Annotated in this window: 17 protein-coding genes; all 17 read left to right on the forward strand. The window is 40.8% G+C overall.

Features of this window, described 5'->3' with window-relative positions; translation table 11 throughout:
- The first annotated feature begins 3 nt into the window (after nucleotides 1–3).
- Complete coding sequence (locus LI162_RS02905) at nucleotides 4–1,788, forward strand: ABC transporter ATP-binding protein (RefSeq protein WP_156734385.1); 1,785 nt, start codon at nucleotides 4–6, stop codon at nucleotides 1,786–1,788.
- Nucleotides 1,789–3,537 (forward strand): ABC transporter ATP-binding protein, encoded by a 1,749-nt coding sequence (locus LI162_RS02910; RefSeq protein ID WP_156734387.1) that lies wholly within the window; start codon nucleotides 1,789–1,791, stop codon nucleotides 3,535–3,537. It abuts the gene before it with no gap.
- An 18-nt stretch (nucleotides 3,538–3,555) separates the two neighbouring features.
- A complete protein-coding gene (locus LI162_RS02915; protein ID WP_023923731.1) occupies nucleotides 3,556–3,933 on the forward strand; it encodes a metal-dependent transcriptional regulator in 378 nt (125 codons plus the stop codon).
- A 595-nt stretch (nucleotides 3,934–4,528) separates the two neighbouring features.
- On the forward strand, nucleotides 4,529–4,999 hold the full coding sequence (locus LI162_RS02920; protein WP_021739061.1) for an RNA polymerase sigma factor: 471 nt from the start codon (nucleotides 4,529–4,531) through the stop codon (nucleotides 4,997–4,999).
- 593 nt (nucleotides 5,000–5,592) lie between these two features.
- On the forward strand, nucleotides 5,593–6,114 hold the full coding sequence (locus LI162_RS02925; RefSeq protein ID WP_055157299.1) for a type II toxin-antitoxin system PemK/MazF family toxin: 522 nt from the start codon (nucleotides 5,593–5,595) through the stop codon (nucleotides 6,112–6,114).
- Between the two features lie 150 nt (nucleotides 6,115–6,264).
- Nucleotides 6,265–6,492, forward strand: a complete 228-nt coding sequence (locus LI162_RS02930) for a helix-turn-helix domain-containing protein (RefSeq protein ID WP_055194684.1) — start codon at nucleotides 6,265–6,267, stop codon at nucleotides 6,490–6,492.
- Nucleotides 6,489–7,706 (forward strand): site-specific integrase, encoded by a 1,218-nt coding sequence (locus LI162_RS02935; RefSeq protein WP_173903451.1) that lies wholly within the window; start codon nucleotides 6,489–6,491, stop codon nucleotides 7,704–7,706. Before LI162_RS02930 ends, LI162_RS02935 begins: the two co-directional genes overlap by 4 nt.
- Nucleotides 7,707–7,708: 2 nt before the next feature.
- Nucleotides 7,709–9,001: a tyrosine-type recombinase/integrase gene (locus tag LI162_RS02940; RefSeq protein ID WP_021739056.1), complete on the forward strand. Its 1,293-nt coding sequence runs from the start codon at nucleotides 7,709–7,711 to the stop codon at nucleotides 8,999–9,001.
- 335 nt (nucleotides 9,002–9,336) lie between these two features.
- On the forward strand, nucleotides 9,337–11,322 hold the full coding sequence (gene uvrB / locus LI162_RS02945; protein WP_195937012.1) for an excinuclease ABC subunit UvrB: 1,986 nt from the start codon (nucleotides 9,337–9,339) through the stop codon (nucleotides 11,320–11,322).
- An 11-nt stretch (nucleotides 11,323–11,333) separates the two neighbouring features.
- Nucleotides 11,334–14,177 (forward strand): excinuclease ABC subunit UvrA, encoded by a 2,844-nt coding sequence (gene uvrA / locus LI162_RS02950; protein ID WP_227155703.1) that lies wholly within the window; start codon nucleotides 11,334–11,336, stop codon nucleotides 14,175–14,177.
- A 292-nt stretch (nucleotides 14,178–14,469) separates the two neighbouring features.
- Complete coding sequence (locus tag LI162_RS02955) at nucleotides 14,470–15,459, forward strand: rod shape-determining protein (RefSeq protein WP_117540219.1); 990 nt, start codon at nucleotides 14,470–14,472, stop codon at nucleotides 15,457–15,459.
- 138 nt (nucleotides 15,460–15,597) lie between these two features.
- The gene (recD2, locus tag LI162_RS02960) at nucleotides 15,598–17,808 is read left to right on the forward strand and encodes an SF1B family DNA helicase RecD2 (protein WP_020435725.1); all 2,211 of its coding nucleotides are present in this window, start codon (nucleotides 15,598–15,600) and stop codon (nucleotides 17,806–17,808) included.
- Between the two features lie 5 nt (nucleotides 17,809–17,813).
- Complete coding sequence (locus LI162_RS02965) at nucleotides 17,814–18,488, forward strand: ComF family protein (RefSeq protein WP_227155705.1); 675 nt, start codon at nucleotides 17,814–17,816, stop codon at nucleotides 18,486–18,488.
- Nucleotides 18,489–18,535: 47 nt separating this feature from the next.
- Nucleotides 18,536–18,934 carry a hypothetical protein gene (locus tag LI162_RS02970; RefSeq protein ID WP_319638099.1) on the forward strand — a complete coding sequence of 133 codons (399 nt, stop codon included), beginning with the start codon at nucleotides 18,536–18,538 and terminating at the stop codon, nucleotides 18,932–18,934.
- Nucleotides 18,931–20,100 carry a hypothetical protein gene (locus LI162_RS02975; protein ID WP_055156321.1) on the forward strand — a complete coding sequence of 390 codons (1,170 nt, stop codon included), beginning with the start codon at nucleotides 18,931–18,933 and terminating at the stop codon, nucleotides 20,098–20,100. The genes LI162_RS02970 and LI162_RS02975 overlap by 4 nt, the downstream gene beginning before the upstream one ends.
- Before the next feature lie 64 nt (nucleotides 20,101–20,164).
- A complete protein-coding gene (cdaA, locus tag LI162_RS02980; protein ID WP_015528821.1) occupies nucleotides 20,165–21,031 on the forward strand; it encodes a diadenylate cyclase CdaA in 867 nt (288 codons plus the stop codon).
- Nucleotides 21,028–22,317 carry a CdaR family protein gene (locus LI162_RS02985; protein ID WP_020435729.1) on the forward strand — a complete coding sequence of 430 codons (1,290 nt, stop codon included), beginning with the start codon at nucleotides 21,028–21,030 and terminating at the stop codon, nucleotides 22,315–22,317. The genes cdaA and LI162_RS02985 overlap by 4 nt, the downstream gene beginning before the upstream one ends.
- Nucleotides 22,318–22,423 lie beyond the last annotated feature (106 nt).

A 22,423-nucleotide genomic window follows, 5' to 3' on the forward strand; every position in this document is an offset into this window, starting at 1 on the left:
ATTATGTTTCAAAAAGTATTTGAATATGCAGGGCCTCATAAGAAGGGGCTTTATGCAGCAACGACCATCGTGCTGGTCAGTGTCCTGATGGGGGTACTTCCCTTTGTGCTGGCTTATCAGGTGATAGCGCCGCTGGTCATGGGTGAATCCATTGGAGCATCTTTCATCATTTCGCGCGTGGCTCTTGTCTTGGTGTGTCTGGTGCTGCAAGCCCTTTTCTATGGCTGGGGACTGAATCTCTCACACAAAGCCGCTTATGACACGCTGCTCCGTCTGCGAACGGCGCTTCAAAAACGGTTTGAGAAGCTGCCCCTCGGTGTCATTCAGGATAAAGGCACCGGCACAGTCAAAAAGTTGTTCGTAGATGATGTAGACAGTCTGGAAGTTTTACTGGCTCACTCCATGCCGGAGGGAATTGCAAACCTGATGATTCCTATTGCGGTTTATGTGGCAATGTTCTTTGTGGATTGGAAACTGGCGCTTCTGTCGCTGGCATCCATTCCAATCAGCCTGATTGCCATGATGACGATGTATTCGGTCGGAATGAAGAAAATGGGGCCTTACTATATGGCCGGACAGAAGATGAATAATACCATTATCGAGTACATCAACGGTATGGAAGTTGTCAAGGTATTCAATAAGGATGCGGATTCCTATGAGCGGTTCCGCAAAGATGTATCAGATTACCGAGACTACACGCTGGCATGGTATAAGGCGGCGTGGCCGTGGATGGCAATTTACAGCAGTCTGCTTCCATGCACTATTATTCTGACTTTGCCTGTGGGCGCATGGTTCGTTCTCTCAGGCTGGTCAACTCTGCCTAATTTGATTTTGGTGCTGTGTCTTTCTTTAAGCATTGGTATGCCGCTACTGAAATCCCTCGGTTTCCTGCCTACCATGCCCCAGCTCAACTATAAAATTTCTGCATTGGAGCAGGTGCTGGATGCACCAGAGCTTCAGCAGACAGAGGATGTATTCAATGGAAAAGATGACACCATTACTTATGACCATGTTTCTTTTGGTTATCAGACCACACAGCCCGGCCCGGATGGAAAGCCTGTGGTGACCATGAATGAAGTTCTCCATGACATTTCCTTTACGGCAAAAGCTGGACAGAAAACAGCTCTTGTTGGTGAATCTGGTTCTGGCAAGAGTACATTGGCAAAACTGCTGATTCACTATTATGACCCACAGAAAGGTAGCATTTCCATCGGTGGACAGAAACTCTGCGATATGAGTCTTGAAGCACTGAACAGCCGTATCTCCTATGTGGCGCAGGATCAATACCTGTTCAACACCTCTCTGCTCGAAAACATTCGGCTTGGTCGGCTGAACGCAACGGACGAAGAAGTGGTGGAGGCCGCAAAGAAAGCCCAGTGCATGGAGTTCCTTGAGAAACTTCCGCAGGGTATTCATTCGATGGCTGGTGATGCAGGAAAAATGCTATCCGGCGGTCAGCGCCAGCGTATTTCTTTGGCGCGGGCAATCTTAAAGGATGCTCCTATTGTGGTGCTTGACGAGGCAACTGCCTATGCTGATCCTGAAAATGAGGAAAAGATGGAGGCTGCTATTGCAGAGCTTGTAAAAGGTAAGACCCTTGTGGTTATCGCACACAAATTACCAGCCATTATGAACGCAGACCAAATTTGTGTTATGGATCACGGAAAGCTGGTTGCAACGGGCAGACATCAAGAGCTGATCCAGTCCTGCCCTGAATATCAAAAGTTGTGGAAAGCGGCACAGGACAGCGCCGAGTGGAAAGTACACACCGTAAAGGAGGGAAAATAAATGTTTGCTTTGTTTTCAAGAATATTGAAACTTTCCGGCCGTTATAAGAGCCGTATTCAGGGCGCATTTGTTTGTGCGTTTCTGGAATCAATTCTGTCAAAAATGCCGATTTTTCTGGCCTTTGTGGTTTTGAGTGGATTTGCAAATAAGACAATTACTGGGCAGACCTGCCTTTATGTGGGACTTGGTCTTGCTGCTGTTGTGATGGTTCAGATGCTCGTTCATTATCTTAGTGACAGCCTGCAAAGTGCAGCGGGATATTTGATGTTCGCTGACAAGCGTATCGAATTGGGTGGCCATCTGCGGAAACTTCCGATGGGTTATTTCACTTCCGGCAATATTGGAAAGATCAGTTCTGTCCTCAGTACCGACATGGTATTCATTGAAGAAGTTGCTATGAGTACGCTGGGAAACATGATGAGCTATCTGCTGTCCTCGCTGGTTTTGCTGGCCTTCATGTTTTATCTGAATTGGCAGCTTGGCTTGATCGCCGCAATAGTTACTATTTTGGCATGGCTGGTATCTAAGGGGATGAATAAAGTTTCTCTGCGAGAAGCAGCAGGCCGTCAGGAGCAGAGCGAACGGCTGACCGATGCGGTGCTGTCTTTTGTAGAGGGTATTGGTGTTATTAAGAGCTATAACTTGCTTGGAGAAAAATCCGAAGAATTGTCCGGCAATTTCAAGCGTTCCAGAAACACATCGCTTGACTTTGAACGGAAAATGACGCCGTGGACAATGGGGCTGAATATCCTTTACGGTATTGGTATTGCGGCAATTTTCGGCCTGTCTATTGTGTTGGAACAGAGCGGTGCGCTTTCTTTGGCTTATGTGTTGGGTGTTCTGCTGTTTGTATTTGATCTTTTTGGCCCGTTGAAGGCTCTCTATGGCGAAGCATCCAGACTGACAGTTATGAACGCTGCCCTTGATCGTATTGAAGCGGTATTGGATGAACCAGAACTTCCCGACAACGGTAAGCAGCATATTCCGGCTCAGGCACAGCCGGGACAGCCAGAAGTCCAGTTCAACGATGTTACATTTGCTTATCAGGATAAAGAGGTTTTGCACCATATCAGCTTTGCCATGAAGAAAAATTCTATGACGGCGCTGGTTGGACCGTCCGGCGGCGGTAAGTCCACCATTGCAAACCTGCTGGCGCGGCTTTGGGATGTGAAATCCGGCAATGTGATGATAGGGGGTGTGGATATTCGCAATGTACCTCTGTCGGAATTGATGGATCAGATCAGCATGGTATTCCAGCGTGTGTATTTGTTTCAGGACACCATTTACAACAATATCAGCATGGGAAAGCCGGATGCCACGGAAGAAGAAGTCTATGAGGCTGCCAGAAAAGCCCGCTGCTATGATTTCATTATGGATTTGCCCGATGGATTCCAGACGGTAGTTGGTGAGGGCGGCGCAACACTCTCCGGTGGCGAAAAGCAACGCATTTCGATTGCCCGCTGTATTCTGAAAGATGCACCTATCGTCATTTTGGACGAAGCTACCGCAAGTGTGGATACGGACAATGAAAGCTATATTCAGGAGGCCATTTCCGAATTGGTGAAGGGAAAGACCCTGCTTGTAATTGCTCACCGTCTGAATACCATCCAGAACGCCGATCAGATTTTAGTTATAGACAACGGCCAGATTGCACAGCAAGGAAACCATGAGGAACTTTTGAAACAGCCCGGTATCTATCAGGATTTCGTCAATATCCGAAAGAGTGCGGCTGGCTGGAGTCTTGCTTAATGGCGAAAGGAGCTGCCTATGAAACTTCATACTGCCGGAGAGGATTATTTGGAGGCCGTGCTTATACTTCAAAAGAAGCTTGGTATGGTGCGTTCCGTGGATGTCGCCCGGTATATGGAGGTTTCAAAACCCAGCGTATGTTACGCAGTAGGAACTTTACGGGAGGGCGGCTTTCTGACAACAGACGAAAACCATTATCTACATCTGACCGAACTTGGCCGGAATGTGGCTGAAAAAATCTACGAACGCCATTGCTTTTTAACGAAGCAACTTATATCTATAGGCGTTAATCCTGAAACGGCGGAGGTTGATGCCTGCCGGATCGAACACGATATTAGCGCAGAAACTTTTGAGAGATTAAAAGAATTTGTTAAAAAAAATAAATACAGTATGTAGCTCGGTGTTTATAATGTTTGAAACAAATATATTTAAGTTCCTAGTTTGAGTAATTATCGAAGGTTTAGAAATATCAAAAATATTTAGTTGGAGGGAAGATGAAAGAAAGAGTGTAGAAGAGGCTATATTGAATTTTTCATCTTTCCTTTTTCAATATTTTTGACGGATAGTTTTTTTATAAAATTTTATATAATGAAACTTTGAATGTTGCATATAAAAAAACGCAGTATTCAAAGGTTTTTTCGCATGCTTTTATCCTTTGAACATGTTAGGAAGAAAATGGACGCTAAACTGTTGGAAGGATTTTATTATATTAGTCATATTCAATCTTGCATGATGTGTGGAAAGGTTGATATATAGATTGTATTTTATCGTATGCGTTTGTTTTTGCAAAGAAAAGTGAACTATATACACTCAAGATATGTGGTGAAAATTTAATAGTAAGTAATGAAATCGTTCTGAAGACCTATGTCTGTCAGGGCGTTTTTTGTTACCTAAATATTGAGAATGAACAATTCCTAACAAGGACGATTGTTCGTATTCGTGCCCCACCTACTGATCTGAATTCAAAAAAATTCAGATTGGAGGAAAGGACATGGAAGGCAGACAGCCAAAAAGAAGAAAAGATAAATACAACCCATATGAAATCTATGAGAAGGACGGAAAATATTATGTTTCATTTCGCAATGGTGAAAAAGAGTACAAGGATTTGGAAATAGGAAAGAATGTATATGAGGCTTTTAATACGTTTGAATTGCAGGACGTGTCGCATATGAATATTGTGGACAGGCATTTGGAACAGTCAGAAATCTGGGATTCCAGTTTATATGAACGGGTATTTCAGAAGGAGGAAGGTGTAGAGGATACGGTTCTGAATAAACTGGAAGCGGAACGTTTACATAGTGCAATTCAGCAGTTGTCGGAAATTCAGAGAAGACGATTGATGAAGTATTATTTTGAAGATAAGAATTATGAGCAGATTGCACAGGAAGAAGGCTGCTCTTTTCAGATGGTAGCAAAGTCTGTAAAAGCAGCAATCAGAAATTTGAAAAAGATTTTGAGATAGTGGGTTGAAAAATAGCGTTTAAGTGAGGAAACAGGTGGAAAGAGAAATATTCTGATCCGCCTGTTTCTTCTTTTGTCACGAAAATACTGGGGAGCGGGACGAACCTTGACAAATTCATATACATTCATCAGGCACATTCCTGTTGTTATCGTGATGAGCGTAAGCCACATTAACAAATACGCCATAACACAGGCTGGGTAAAGACAGCGAAATCCCACCCGTATACTTCCTTTTGGTTTCAGTTTGTATTACCCGGACTGTTGAGCGAAAAATATCTGGTTATAACTGTCAGATTGCTTCTGGCAGGGCGATGACAGACAACAGGCATAATGATACTCCTGTCCGGTCATAAAGTCGTGTATACAAAATATTTCTTTGATGCCGCAACAAGTGAGGGCAGCTTCAGGAGATCCCTGGAGAGGAAAACTCCCAATCCCATATATTTATTTTAGATAAAATCCTGTGGAGCTGATTAGCAGTCAGCCGTCTGATGATTTCCCAATTACAAGTCGGGGCGTCGGGGACAAATAGGCTTGTATTTTACATATTTAGGGATAACAACAGTTAGAAAGACGAGAGGAGATATAGCAAAGATGGAAGATAGGAACGTCAGGCGTGGGGATATTTATCACGCCGACCTTGATCCTGTATTTGGAAGTGAACAGGGCGGTTATCGTCCGGTGCTGGTGATTCAGAACAATATAGGAAATAAATACAGTCCGACAGTGATTGTGGCAGCAATTACTAGTAAAGAAAAAATGAAACTGCCAACACACATTGCAGTCCCGGAAATGGAAGGGTTAGAAAAAGATTCTGTAGTGCTGTTGGAGCAGCTTAGAACTTTGGATAAAAGACGGTTGGAAAATTATGTGTGTACCTTAGACCGCACTGAAATGGAGAAAATCAATAAAGCAATCAGGAGAAGTACCGGGATACCGAAGATAATTGAAAAACCGTTAGTCGTGAGCCTGTGCAGAGTATGTGCAGGCAATTTTTATGATGTGCCGGGACATTATATCCGGCGAGTGAATCCAGAACAGCGATATAAGGATACTTGTATGTTCTGTAATGTCCGGAATGGGTACGACTATTATATAGGAAGAAAGAACAAGTAACACGTAAAAGTCAAGTGTGCGATTTGAAAATTCGCACATTGGACGATGCAGACGAAAATGGATATCTTAGTGGTGTAACGTTTTTAGATGTTACACAGCTAAAAACTACCGGTAGTGAAGCGCAAAGATTAGGACGAGGAGGATAACGTCATGGCAATGATAGAGAATGAAGTGGAAAAGAAAGTATATAAAGTAGAAGATGTTCAGAATTTGCTTGGGCTGGGACGCTCCAAGGCGTATGAATTTATAGAAAATGTTTATTATGATAGAAAACCATTCCGGGTGTTGAAGATTGGCAGATCTTATCGTATCCCATGCAATTCTTTTGATAGGTGGCTGAATGGAGACGAGGAGAGAGAAAGAGTGAGAGCCGAATGAAACAGAAAGAAACGAAGCAGGAGACAATGTCAAAGGAAAAGAGAGTTGTCTTTTTTGAAGGAAAATCATGGTATCACAGAATCAAAGAGCTGCAGGACGATCTGACGACAAAATATGGGAAAAAAGGCGGCTTTGAAACGCCGGAAGAAGCGGAGAAAAGTTACTGGGAATATGAAAAGAGATACCAGAAGAAGCAGAGAGATCTCCAGATTGCAAAAATGCAAAAGACAGATGTAATGCTTGGAGATTATCTGGAATATTGGTTTGAAAATATTTTCAGTCCGAGAATTGAGACAACCACGAGGATGGTTGGAGCATATACGTTATATAATCTGATTCTTCCGAGTATGGAAGCAGATATCAAATTAAAATACATTTCAGTAGAGTATTTAGATGCTCTACTGGAACGTGTTGCAAAAATCTGTCCTTCAGCAGGAAATAAGGGGCGGGAACTTCTGAGTATCGCCATGAAAGATGCAGCAGGAGATAAGTTCATAAGCTATAATCCAATGCCTGAGACAAAGCCATATCCGAGAGCAAAACCAAAGGTAAGGGTATTAGGCAAAGAAAAATTGAAGGTTTTTCTTGAAGCTGCGAGCAAGAATCCTTGGTATCTGGAAATTTTACTGGGACTGTTTTGTGGATTACGAAAAGGAGAAATCCTTGGATTGAAGTTTCAGGACTTTGATTTTGAAAAGCAGACGGTCAGAATCAGCAGACAGATTGTCGGAAATCTTAAAGTGAAAGAACAGGAATTTACGATTACGGAATATGCTGTTATCGAACGGAATCCAAAGACGGAGAACAGTTACCGGATATTAAGAGTTCCGAAAGTGGTGATGCGGGAAGTGAAACACAGACAACAGTTAATTGATAAGCGTAAAGCAGATATGGGGGTAGCGTACAAGGATTATGATTATGTATCTTGTCAGGAAAACGGTGAACCACGTTCGCTGACAGCAATGAATCAGGCACTCACAAAAATCTGTAAAAGAAATGGATTGCCCAATATCACTGTACATGGACTCAGACACATGTTTGCGACCATTTTGATCGAGCTTGGAGTTTCTTTGTTTAAAATATCTGGTCTGTTAGGACATAGTTCCGTTCATACAACTTATGAATACTATTGTGAGATTATGGACGAGCAGGATAAGATTATTGCGTTTGTAAATAATACGTTTGTACCACAACAAACCGGAACGGAGGGATAGCCATGCATAAGACCTTTGATTTTAAGAAATATGTAGAATATAAGGTCTATTCGGTGACAACAATCAAAAAGGGATATGGATTTCGTGTGTTGCTGACGTTTGCAGACGAAAGTACAAAGACGCAGCAACATGCGGGATTCACGACCAAAAGAGAAGCCAATGCATTTCGTGATGAAGTCATTGGACAGCTACATACCGGAACCTATATTGTGTATGGGAAAATCCGGGTAGAGGAGTTTATGATCTTCTGGCTGGAAGATATTATGCGTCCCCGAATAACAGACGACACATATACAACTTACAAAAGTGCCATTAGGAATTATATTGTTCCACAGCTTGGAAAAATGTATATGTCTACACTGAATCAGGGTTATATCAGAAAATTATATAATACAGTTGCAGAAAAGTACGAATCAGTTGCGAAAAATGTCAGGACGATCATGAAAACATCATTGGAGTATGCATTTAACAAAAATGTACTGGCAACAAATCCAGCGAAGGGAATCAATTTACCGAAAAAAATAAAAAAGACAGAGTATCGTGTCCTGAAAATTGACGAGAAGAAAACATTGACACTTCCGCAGGTGCTTCGGTTGATCGAGGCAAGCAAGGAGACACCGATTCATATGCAAATTCTGTTTGCGGTATTGATGGGACTTAGAAGAAGTGAAATAAATGGTCTGAAATACAGTGATGTCGATTACATTCACAGGACGTTGAGAGTCGAGCGTCAGTTGGGAAAGAAGCCAAACAGTAAAGCAGAAGACTGTGCACCTAAGATGCTGACAAAGCAGGAAATAAAAACAAAAACACCTGCTGGTGTGCGTGAACTTCCAATACCGGATTATGTATTTGAAGCCATTCTGGAAGAACGGAAAACCTATGAGAAGAACCGCAGACGCAGACCAAAAGAGTTCCGGGACTGGAATTATATTTGTTCTTCTACATATGGGAATCCAAGGAGTAAAGGTTTTCATCAGAAATACTATAAAGACTTGTTGAAATCCTTGGATTTGCCTGATATTCATTTTCACCAGTTGAGAAATACCTATGCAACTATTTTGCTGAAGAATAGCTTTAATTCAAAAGGTGTTTCGCATTTATTGGGACATGCTAAGGAAATCATATCAGTAGATGTCTATGGAGATACGCAGGAAATCATAGAAGACTGTCTGGATGTATTGGAACCATTTATTGAAGAAGTTATTCCAAAAGAGCGGAAAAATCAGTATTATGATTATTCAGAAGTGATTGAAATAGACTTAATTCTGGAGGAATATTTCAACGCAGCATGATAAAAAATAGAATAGTAGTAGGATAGAAAAGTACAAATGAGAACCGAACATTTGTACTTTTTTCTTGCTTTCATCTATATACTTTCAAAAAAATGTCTGATATAATAGGGACTGTTACAAGAACAAACAGTAAAAATATGACAGAACCGGAGCCTGGTATCATCAGGTATTTCCGAGTGCTGTTTTATCCGCAAAAATCAGTTTTGTGACTTTTATTCGTAACGAGGTGAAAACGACATCTATTCACCATAAAAATGAGCTTTTCGTTACGAATCCGGATACGAATTTTTGGCTGATAATGGTCATAGTAAAAGTCACAAATGGAGGGATTTACCATGAATGAGTTCAAATTAAAAGCCCCATATAAGCCAACCGGAGACCAGCCACAGGCGATTGCAGAGCTTGTGAAAGGGTTCAAGGAAGGCAATCAATGCCAGACTTTACTAGGGGTTACGGGTTCTGGAAAGACTTTTACGATGGCAAATGTGATTCAGCAATTACAGAAGCCGACACTTGTCATCGCTCATAATAAGACGTTAGCGGCTCAGTTATACGGAGAGTTCAAGGAGATGTTCCCCGATAACGCAGTAGAATATTTTGTCTCCTACTACGACTATTATCAGCCGGAAGCATATGTTCCATCTTCAGACACATATATTGCAAAGGATTCGTCCATCAATGACGAGATTGATAAGCTTCGACTCTCCGCAACTATGTCACTGATGGAGCGAAGAGATGTGATCATTGTTGCAAGTGTATCTTGCATCTATGGGCTGGGTAACCCGGTAGATTACCAGAACATGGTAGTTTCTCTGCGTCCTGGTATGATCAAAGATCGTGATGAAGTAATGGCAAAGCTGATTGAGATCCAGTATGATCGTAATGATATGGATTTCCACCGTGGTACATTTCGTGTGCGTGGAGATGTTTTGGAAATCATTCCGGCATATGAGAGTGACACAGCGATTCGTGTGGAATTCTTTGGAGACGAGATAGACAGGATCTCAGAGATTGATATTTTGACAGGAGAAGTGAAGGACGAACTGAAACATGTAGCAATCTTTCCGGCATCTCATTATGTTGTTGACCGTGAGAATATCAAGCGTGCGGTGGCAGATATCGAGGAAGAACTGGAAGAACGTGTCAAAGAGTTTAAGAGAAATGACAAGCTTTTAGAGGCACAGCGTATTGCGGAGCGAACGAATTTTGATATTGAGATGCTTAAGGAGACTGGATTTTGTTCCGGAATTGAGAATTATTCCAGACATTTGGCAGGGCTTCGACCAGGACAGGCTCCGTATACATTGATCGATTATTTCCCGGATGATTTTATTATGATGATTGATGAGTCACATAAGACAATCCCGCAGATTGGTGGAATGTATCACGGAGACCAGTCGAGAAAGCAGACATTGGTAGATTATGGATTCCGCCTGCCATCTGCGAAGGATAACCGTCCACTTAACTTTGATGAGTTTGAAAGTAAGATCAATCAGGTGATGTTTGTATCTGCAACACCAGGAGAATATGAGAAGGATCATGAACTTCTTCGAGCAGAACAGGTAATCCGTCCGACAGGACTTCTGGATCCGGAAGTTGAAGTGCGACCGGTAGAAGGACAGATTGATGATCTGATCGGTGAAGTGAACAAAGAGATCAGTAAGAAGAATAAAGTCCTTGTCACAACGCTGACAAAGCGCATGGCAGAAGATTTGACAGATTATATGCGTGAAGTAGGAATCCGTGTAAAATATCTTCATTCGGATATTGATACGCTTGAACGTACGGAGATCATCCGAGATATGCGTCTGGATGTGTTTGATGTGTTGGTTGGGATCAACCTCTTGAGAGAAGGACTTGATATTCCGGAAATCACTCTTGTTGCAATCCTTGATGCAGATAAAGAAGGATTCCTTCGTTCAGAGACTTCGCTGATTCAGACAATCGGTCGTGCAGCGCGTAATGCAGAAGGACATGTAATCATGTATGCAGATAAGATTACAGAATCAATGCAGCTGGCGATCGATGAGACACAGCGTCGTCGTGAGATTCAGATGAGATACAATGAAGAGCATGGAATCACGCCGAAGACGATTCAGAAGTCAGTGCGTGATCTGATCAGTATCTCTAAAAAGGTTGCGACAGAAGAGATGCGGCTTGAAAAAGATCCGGAGTCCATGAGCCAGAAAGAACTGGAGAAACTGATCGCGGATCTGACGAAACAGATGAAGAAGGCAGCAGCGGAATTGAACTTTGAGGCAGCGGCAGAGCTTCGTGATAAGCTTGTTGAATTAAAAAAGATGCTCAATGATATGGAATAGGAGATTACAAAATGGGTAAGAAAATGGACGCTAGACAGTACATTAAGATACGAGGCGCGAATGAGAATAACCTGAAGAATATAGATGTAGATATCCCAAGAAATGAACTGGTTGTTTTGACGGGACTTAGCGGTTCTGGAAAATCTTCCCTTGCATTTGATACAATTTATGCAGAAGGACAGAGACGTTATATGGAATCACTGTCTTCCTATGCAAGACAGTTTCTTGGTCAGATGGAGAAACCGGATGTAGAAAGTATCGAAGGGCTTTCACCTGCAATTTCTATCGATCAGAAATCAACGAACCACAATCCACGTTCCACAGTTGGAACTGTTACGGAGATTTATGATTATTTTCGATTATTATATGCGAGAGTTGGAATTCCGCATTGCCCGAAATGTGGTCGTGAGATTGCAAAACAGTCGGTAGATCAGATGGTGGATCAGATTATGGCGCTTCCGGAGAGAACGAAGATACAGCTTTTGGCACCTGTTGTACGTGGAAGAAAAGGAACACATGCAAAGCTTTTCGAACGTGCAAAAAAGAGTGGATATGTTCGTGTTCGTGTGGATGGCAATATGTATGAGCTTTCAGAAGAAATTACATTAGATAAGAATATCAAGCATAATATTGAAATTATTGTGGATCGTCTTGTGATAAAACCTGGAATTGAAAAACGACTGACAGATTCTGTCGAAAATGTACTTGAGCTCGCAGAAGGTCTGCTTGTTGTTGACGTGATCGATGGAGAATCTCTGAATTTCAGCCAGAGCTTTTCATGTCCTGTCTGCGAAATCAGTATTGATGAGATTGAACCACGCAGTTTTTCTTTTAACAATCCATTTGGTGCTTGCCCGGAATGTTTTGGACTTGGATACAAAATGGAATTTTCAGAAGAACTGATGATTCCGGATCCGTCGTTGTCTATTAATCAAGGTGCGATTGCAGTTTTAGGATGGCAGTCCTGTACAGACAAGAGCAGCTTCACACGTGCAATTCTGGATGCACTTTGTAAAGAATATCATTTTGATCTGGACACCCCTTTTGAGGACTATCCGAAAAAAATCCATGATATTTTGATTTATGGAACAGATGGAAAAGAAGTGAAGGTTTATTATAAAGGTCAGAGAGGCGAAGGGATTTATCCGGTTGCATTTGAAGGTTTGATCAAGAATGTAGAACGTCGTTACCGTGAGACAGGTTCTCAGACGATGAAAGCAGAATATGAGACATTTATGAATATTACACCATGTTCAGCCTGTAAAGGACAGCGCTTGAAGCCGGGGGCTTTAGCTGTAACAGTTGGAGATAAGAATATTTCAGAAGTGACAACACTTTCTATAGAACGTCTTCAGAAATTTTTAGATGAACTTCAATTGACAGAGACGCAGCAGTTGATTGGTAATCAGATTCTGAAAGAGATTAAAGCAAGAATCAGTTTTTTGATGGATGTCGGTCTGGATTATCTGACGCTTGCGCGTGCGACAGGAACACTTTCCGGTGGAGAAGCACAGAGAATTCGACTTGCAACACAGATTGGATCAGGTCTGGTCGGAGTTGCATATATTCTGGATGAGCCGAGTATCGGACTTCATCAAAGAGATAATGATAAACTTCTTGCGACGCTGAAACATTTGCGTGATCTTGGAAATTCATTGATTGTAGTAGAACATGATGAAGATACGATGCTGGCAGCGGATTATATAGTAGATATCGGTCCGGGGGCAGGAGAACATGGCGGTCAGGTTGTTGCTGTGGGAAATGCACAGGAAATTATGAAAAATCCAAATTCTGTCACAGGAGCGTATTTGAGTGGAAAAATCAGGATTCCGGTTCCGACAGAAAGAAAGAAGCCGACAGGTTATCTGAAGGTAGTCGGTGCACAAGAGAATAATCTCAAGAACATTGATGTAAAATTCCCTTTGGGAGTTATGACTTGTGTAACGGGAGTGTCTGGATCGGGGAAAAGTTCTCTTGTGAATCAGATTTTATATAAAAGACTTGCAAGAGACTTGAACCGGGCAAGAACAATCCCTGGAAAACATAAGAGAATAGAAGGGCTAGAGCAGGTTGACAAAGTGATTAATATCGACCAGTCACCAATCGGAAGGACGCCACGGTCAAATCCTGCCACTTATACAGGCGTGTTTGATTTGATCCGAGATTTGTTTGCAGGAACGCCGGATGCAAAAGCACGTGGATACAAGAAAGGACGGTTTAGCTTTAATGTTAAAGGGGGACGTTGCGAAGCATGTGCAGGAGACGGAATTCTGAAAATCGAGATGCATTTTCTTCCGGATGTTTATGTTCCATGTGAGGTCTGTGGTGGAAAGCGTTACAATCGTGAGACTCTGGAAGTACGCTATAAAGGGAAAAATATTTATGATGTATTGAATATGACAGTGGAAGAAGCGGTAGATTTCTTCGAAAACGTGCCAAGTATTCGAAGAAAGATGGAGACGTTGAGAGATGTCGGATTGTCGTATATTCGTTTGGGACAGCCTTCTACAGAGCTTTCAGGTGGCGAGGCACAGAGAATTAAACTTGCGACAGAACTTAGCAAACGCAGTACCGGAAAAACGGTATATATTCTGGATGAACCTACGACAGGACTTCATTTTGCAGACGTGCATAAATTAACAGAGATTCTCCGCAGACTTTCCGGGGATGGAAATACAGTAATTGTAATCGAACATAATCTGGATGTGATTAAGACGGCAGACTATATTATTGACATTGGACCAGAAGGAGGAGACCGCGGAGGAACTGTTGTGGCAAGTGGTACTCCGGAAGAGGTCGCAAAGAATCCAGATTCTTATACAGGGAAATATATTGCGTCTATATTGGAGAAATAAAGACGAAAAAAAGTCGAAAAAAGTCGTAAAATATATGCAAAAAATGCCTTTCTATTTTAAGCGAAGTCTATTATACTAAAGTATGCGGATGATAAAACATTACTGTTTTGGTTACATAATATTGACAACAGTAAGAGTGAAAAAAACAGTAACGATAAACCCCTTCAAGGGACAAAAGACACTTGATTGAGGAAAGAGAATGCTGGAATCAGTAACCGACAATGTTGTTTATTTGCAGTAGATTGCTGAGAACAGTAAAAGAGCGTTTTAGAAGGGAGATATAGAAATTATGATGTCAGTAGATCTTGGAATAGATTTGGGGACAGCCAGTGTACTGGTATATGTGAAAGGAAAAGGGGTTGTTCTGAAAGAACCATCAGTTGTCGCATTTGATCGTGATACGAATGTGATCAAGGCAATTGGTGAAGAAGCGCGTCTGATGCTTGGAAGAACACCGGGAAATATTATTGCGGTAAGACCACTCAGACAAGGAGTAATCTCTGATTATACCGTGACGGAGAAGATGATTAAGTATTTTGTTCAGAAAGCTTTGGGAAAACGTACATTTAAGAAGCCGAGAATCAGTATCTGTGTACCAAGTGGTGTTACAGAAGTAGAAAAAAAAGCAGTGGAAGAGGCTACATTTGCAGCCGGAGCAAGAGAAGTTCATCTGATTGAAGAACCTGTGGCAGCAGCAATAGGAGCGGGGATAGATATTTCAAAGCCTTGTGGAAATATGATTGTTGATATCGGTGGAGGTACAGCAGATATTGCAGTTATTTCGTTGGGTGGAACAGTTGTGAATACATCAATTAAGATAGCGGGTGATGATTTCGATGAAGCAATCGTACGCTATATGAGAAAGAAACACAATCTTCTGATTGGAGAAAGAACGGCAGAAGATATCAAGATTAAGATTGGAACGACTTATCCACTTGTAGAAGAAGAGAAGATGGAAGTCAGAGGGCGTAATCTGGTAACGGGGCTTCCGAAGACAGTTACGGTGACTTCATCTGAGACAGAAGAAGCTTTGAGAGAATCTACAGGACAGATTGTAGAAGCTGTAATCGGAGTACTTGAGCAGACTCCGCCAGAGTTGTCAGCAGATATCCTTGATCGTGGAATTGTTCTTACCGGAGGAGGATCACTTCTTCGCGGACTGGAAGAATTGATCGAAGAGAGAACAGGAATTAATACGATGACAGCGGAGGATCCGATGAAAGTCGTTGCAATTGGTACCGGACAGTTTGTGGAATTTATGAGTGGAAGAAAAGAGTTTTAAGAGAAAGAATTCTGAAAAAGAATTTGAAGTGTCAGGTTCTTAGAGAAGAAGATTCAATTACAAGGGGTGTGTATAATAGGAACACACCCTTTTTCTGCATATAAATAGGAAAAGATACAAGAAGAGAGAGGAAAAAGTGTGGAAACAGTTACAGGGTATGTGAGTCATATTGTATATAGAAATTCTGATAATGGGTATACAGTATTCCATATTGAACATGATGATGGTGAAGTGACATGCGTGGGAAGTCTGAACTATATTAATGAAGGAGAACTTCTTGAAATTCAAGGAGAATATGTGAATCATAATGTTTACGGTAAGCAGTTGAAGATTTCTCATTATAAAGTAAAAGAGCCGGAGGATATTGTTTCTATTGAACGATATCTTGGCTCCGGAGCAGTGAAAGGTGTGGGTGCGGCACTGGCTGGCCGAATCGTGAAAAAGTTTAAAGAGGATACTTTCCGCATTATTGAAGAAGAGCCGGAAAGACTTGCGGAGATCAAAGGAATCAGTGAGAGAAAGGCACAGGAGATTGCATCTCAGCTTGAAGAAAAGAAAGATATGCGAAAAGCCATGATTTATCTGCAGAAATACGGTATTTCAACAAAGCTGGCAGCCAAGATTTATCAGTATTACGGAATGAAAGTGTATAAAGTGCTAGAAGAAAATCCGTATCAGCTTGCAGATAATATTGAAGGAATCGGATTTAAGACTGCGGATGAAATTGCATCCAAGATTGGCATACATACAGATTCAGACTATCGTATACGAAGTGGTTTATTTTATACATTGCAACAGGCAGTAGGTGAGGGGCATGTGTATTTACCACAGAATATATTGCTTCGAAGGGCAAATGCACTTTTAGGAGTTGATCTTGAAGATATTGAGAAGTACATCATGGATCTGTGTATAGAGCGGAAAACAGTTATGAAAGAAGTGGATGAGGAAATTCGCATTTATCCAGCACATTATTATTACTTGGAATTGAACACTGCGAAAATGCTTAATGATCTTGATATTGACTGTCAGATGCCGGAAGACATGATGGAGAAACGTCTGAAAAGAGTAGAACAGAAAGAAAAGATAGAATTGGATCCAATGCAGCACAGAGCTGTTATAGAAGCTATTAAACATGGTTTGCTCATATTAACAGGAGGACCGGGTACAGGTAAGACGACAACGATCAATACGATGATTCAATTTTTTGAAAGTGAAGGAATGAGTATCCTTCTTGCAGCGCCAACAGGACGCGCGGCAAAGCGAATGACAGAGGCTACAGGATATGAAGCCCAGACGATTCACAGATTACTTGAAGTAAGTGGAAATCCTGAGGAAGAGAACAGTGTAGGTGGATTTTTGAGAAACAGAGAGAATCCACTTGAGACAGATGTTATCATTATAGATGAGATGTCCATGGTTGATCTGAATCTGATGCATGCGCTTTTATCAGCAGTTATTCCGGGAACAAGACTTATTCTTGTGGGAGATGTGGATCAGCTTCCGTCCGTGGGACCGGGAAGTGTGTTAAAAGATATCATACGCTCAGAAAAATTTCACGTAGTGACGCTTACAAAGATTTTTCGTCAGGCAGGAGAGAGTGATATTGTAGTAAATGCTCATAAGATCAATGCAGGAGAACCGGTTACAATTGATAATAAAAGCCGGGATTTCTTCTTCTTAAAACGCCAGGATGCGAATACGATCATTAGCGTCGTTATTACTTTAATACAGAAGAAATTACCTAGATATGTGCAGGCTGACCCAAATGAAATCCAGGTAATGACACCAACACGTAAGGGATTGCTGGGTGTAGAACGATTGAATGTGATTCTACAGCAATATCTGAATCCTTCAGATTCCCAAAAAACGGAGAAAGAAATTAATGGTAGATTGTTCCGTGAAGGTGACAAAGTAATGCAGATTAAAAATAATTATCAATTAGAGTGGGAAGTTTCTACCAGATTTGGATTAACAGTTGACAAAGGAATTGGAGTTTTTAACGGTGATATGGGAGTCATTGATGAAATCAATGAATATACAGAAACTGTTATCGTGGAATATGATGAGGGGAGAAAGGTAAAATATGGATACGATATGACAGATGAGTTAGAACTTGCCTACGCGATTACGGTTCATAAATCTCAGGGAAGCGAGTATCCGGCGGTCATTATCCCACTTCTTCCAGGACCAAAGTTACTATATAACAGGAATCTGCTTTATACAGCAGTGACGCGGGCAAAAAAATGTTTAACAATAGTAGGGAGTGAACTAACATTTCAGGAAATGATCGAAAACAAAAGCGAACAGGGAAGATTTACAAGCTTAGACGAGCGAATCAAAGAATTTTAGAAAAAATGTATCTAAAAAGATGCCCGTTTTGTCAGGAAATCAGCTCAAAAGGTATTTGCGATGACTGTAGAAAACAGGTTGTTAAGGTGGGAAAAATAAAATGTATCCATTGCGGAAAGCCATTGGAGGATGAAACGAAAGAGTATTGCAGGGATTGTGAAAGAAGAAAAAGTAATTATGAACAAGGACGCAGCCTCTGGGTTCACATTCCGCCGGTTTCGAATTCAGTATATCGGTTGAAATATCACAACAAGCGATATTATGCGGAAATCTTTGGGAAAGAGCTGGCAGATGAGTTTGAATTTCAGATTCGAAGATGGGGGATCCAGGCAATTATTCCAATTCCATTACATAGATCGAAAATGAGAAAACGAGGATATAATCAGGCAGAACTTTTAGCAAAGCAGTTATCAGAATGTATGGGAATTCCTATGGAAAAAGATGTTTTATATCGGATTAAGAAAACCCGGCCTTTAAAGGAAATGAACGGGGAGCAGAGACATAGAAATCTGAAGGGGGCATTTGCGGTTTCAAAATCGTGGAATCCACGCCAGAATATTCTTCTGATTGATGATATTTACACAACCGGAAGTACAATAGAACGTGCTGCAGGAATCCTGAAAAAAGCAGGTGTTGAAAATGTCTACTTTTTGACTCTAAGCATTGGACAAGGCATCTGAACATATGGTATACTTAGGAGAGAAATCTGGAAAGGTGAATGTCGGATATGTTAGATAAAGACAGGATTCGTTTAATGACAAAAATGTCGATATATGAGAAGAATCACAAAGATGATTTTAAAATTGCCGATTATTACAGAAAAGATTATGCAAGTCTTAAGACATGGATTACATTGATCTGGGTAACAATAGGTTATGCAATTTTGTTCGTTAGTTTTTGCATTTATTCAAGTGATAGTTTATCTGCTGATCTGACAATTTTAAAACTATTCGTTCTCTTGATTGCAGCAATTGCAGGCTATATAGTTCTTTTAGTTATATATGGGGTTTGCGCAAATAGTTTTTATAAGAGAAAACATGCAGTTGCCAAACAGAATGTAAAACGTTATTATCGTAATTTGTCCCGTTTAGAGAAGATGTGTAAAAAGGAGAAGAATGAACAATGAACAATTTACTGGTTCTTAGAGAAAGATTTAAGCAGATTTATGTTTCTCACTCTCTCTTGGTTCGAAAGGGAGCACAGTTTTTGCTTGCACTTTTGGTGTTTAACCTGATCAATTCTAATATTGGATTTATGAAGATGGCATCATCTGTTCTTTGTACTGTTGGCTTAGCAGTAGTCTGTACATTTCTCCCTCTGGCAGTTATGACGGCAGCAGCAACCGTGTTAATAGTGGCTCATTTATATACATTATCTATGCCAATAGCCGGAGTTACGGTGATACTGTTTTTGTTAATGTATATTTTCTACTTTCGATTTACCCCGGAGAAGAGCTGGCTGATTCTGCTGACGGTAGTAGCTTTCGGCATGAAAATACCACTGGTGATTCCGGTTATATTTGGGCTGTTAGGTACTACAGTATGGATTGTCCCTGCATCCTGCGGAATTCTTGTTTATTATCTACTTTACCTGATCAAAGCTTCTGCAACAGCATTGAAAGGTACAGATGGAACAACAATGATCAGCACTTTAACCAATTTTACAAAACAGTTTGTAGGCTATCAAGAGATGTGGGTTATGCTGTTTGCAGTAGTGATTGGAATACTGGTAGTGAACGGTATTAAAAATCGGGCAGTCGATCATTCCTGGAAGATTGCATCAGCAACAGGAGCAGCAGTTTGTGTGATCGTAGGTGCATCGGGAAATATTTCTCTTGGACTTCATATGTCTTATACGATGATGATTTTCAGTGGAATTCTTGGTGTTGTAATAGGATTGTTCCTTGAAGTTATTTTTTTCTCTGTGGATTATTCAAGAACAGAGAATGTTCAGTTTGAAGATGACGAATACTATTATTATGTAAAGGCAGTTCCGAAAGTAGGAGTTCAGATGCCTGAGAAGCAAGTGAAACATATTACAGAACATCAGGAACAGGAATCGGAGATGCTGGATATCTCAGAGAGAGAAAGCAATGTTGCTGCATCAGAGGTATCTGATTTGAAAAAGATTGAAAAGAAAGAGATCGGAAACCGAGCAGAACAATTGAAAAAGGAGCCTGATTTTACACAGACAGCAATTTTTAATGATTCAAAGATGACGGAAGACATTCTTTTAACAAGAAGTCTGAGTAAGGAATTAGGTTTGGATCAGAATAATGAGAAAAACGAGTAATCAGTAGAAAAAAGACTCAAAAGTGGATGACAACGAATGATTACATAAGGTGGTGAGACTTGAGATGATAGAGTGGATTCAGAATTTTATAAGAAATTATTCAAATGGAATGTATTTTCCACATATACAGATAAAAGATATCATAGAGATTCTGATTGTGACGATTATTGTCTATGAAATCATGCTCTGGATCAAGAACACAAAAGCCTGGATGCTTCTGCGAGGAATGCTGATGTTGGGAGGCTTTATTCTTCTGGCATGGCTTTTTCAAATGAATACGATCCTGTATCTGGCAAAAGAGTCAATTAATGTATTAGCGATAGCAGCAATTGTTGTTTTTCAACCCGAACTTAGACGGGCACTGGAGAAGCTGGGAGAGAAGAATTTATTTAGTAACATTAATCCGTTTGATAAAAATAAAGAAAATCAAAGGTTTTCAGATGAAACACTGGATAGTATTGTAAGAGCTTGTTATGCTATGGGAAGTGTATGTACAGGAGCATTGATCGTAGTAGAACAGGTGATTCAGTTAACAGAGTATGAAATGACAGGTATAGAGCTTGATTGTAAAGTGTCTTCTCAGGTGCTGATCAATATTTTTGAACATAACACACCACTTCATGACGGCGCGGTTATTATCAGAGGGGACAGAATTACATCAGCAACATGCTATCTGCCACTTTCGGATAACATGACAATCAGTAAAGATCTGGGAACAAGGCATCGTGCTGCATTGGGAATGAGCGAGGTTTGTGATGCCCTTGTGATTGTTGTTTCAGAAGAAACGGGACTTGTTTCTGTGGCTTCCGGAGGACGATTGCTTCGAGCTATTAACGCAGAAGAACTTCGGAGTCAGTTAAGCCAGATTCAGTATAGAAAGACAGAGACAAAGAACAAGTTTTCTATACGGAAAGGATGGCACAGATCATGAAAAAATACAAATTGACAACGAATCTTCCGCTTAAGATTATTGCATTTGTTTTTGCAGCATTTCTTTGGCTGATTGTTGCGAATGTTGCTAATCCGGTTACGAAATCAACCTATACAAACATCAAAGTTACGATAGCGAACGATGATGTGATTGCACAGGGTGGGGAAGTTTATACGGTTTTAGATGATCAGAATGTAAACGTAGTTGTTTATGCAAAACGTTCAGTGATTCAACAGATTAAGTCAGATGATATTGTGGCTACTGCGGATATTAAAGAAATGGATTCCAGGACAGGGTTGATACCAATTTCAGTATCAATTCCAAAGTATAGTGGATCTTATCAGTCGGCAGAGTCTGTTCCGAGAAACATACAGATTAAGACAGAACCGACAGGTAAGAATGTATTTACATTGACTGTTAGCACAACCGGAACGCAGCGTGACGGTTATCAGATTGGAGAGATGAAAGTTAATCCGGAAAAAATAACGATTACAGGAGCAGAATCCACAGTAAAATCAATTGATAAGGCTGTAGCGAAGATTAATGTAGATGGAATTTCGAAAGATGAAGAACTTACAGCAGAACTTGTTTTATATGATGCATCTGGAAATGTGATCAATCAGGGACAGCTAAGTAATAATCTTGGAGAAGATGGAATCACTGTAGATGTGACAGTGATGAGAATCAAGACGGTTCCGTTGAAATTTGAAGCATCTGGAACACCGGCAGATGGATATGAATATCTGGGTTGTTCGAGCGAACCAGCGAGCGTGCAGGTCTGCGGAAAAGAAGAGGCTTTATCCCAGATTGAAAGTATCAATATTCCAGCATCTGAATTGTCTATTGATGGGGCAACAGAAAAGATAGAGAAAGCATTCGACATTACAGATTATCTGCCGGAAGGTGTAGAACTTATTGAAGGCGCTTCGGGAAAGGTTACCGCAACTGCAATGATCGAACAGTTGGGAAATCGTACAATTGAGTTTATGGTTGCATCCATCAAACAGAATTATCTGGCAAAAAATCTTCAGGTGAGTTATGAGCCAGATGCTGAGGTGACACTTGTATTTCAGGGAGAGAAAGATACGCTGGATAGTCTGGATATCAGTAATGCAGTATCGGTAAACCTACAGAATTACACGAAGGAAGGTACTTATGATATACCGGTAGAAGTAGATCTTCCAGATGGAGTGACATTGACAAAACCAGTGACAGTGCAGCTTACATTGACTGAAAAAGAATCTACAGAGGATGAACAACCGGAAAATGACGCTGAGACAAATTAGTGATACTTCATATTAATTAAAAAAAGTAGGTTTAAATTAAAAAAGAATTAAGAAGGCTGGCATTGACAGTTTTTAATGCATATTATATGATGTTGAAGTTAAAACT

The sequence above is a fragment of the Mediterraneibacter sp. 210702-DFI.3.120 genome (assembly GCF_020561005.1).
In the GTDB taxonomy this organism is placed as follows: domain Bacteria; phylum Bacillota; class Clostridia; order Lachnospirales; family Lachnospiraceae; genus Mediterraneibacter; species Mediterraneibacter faecis.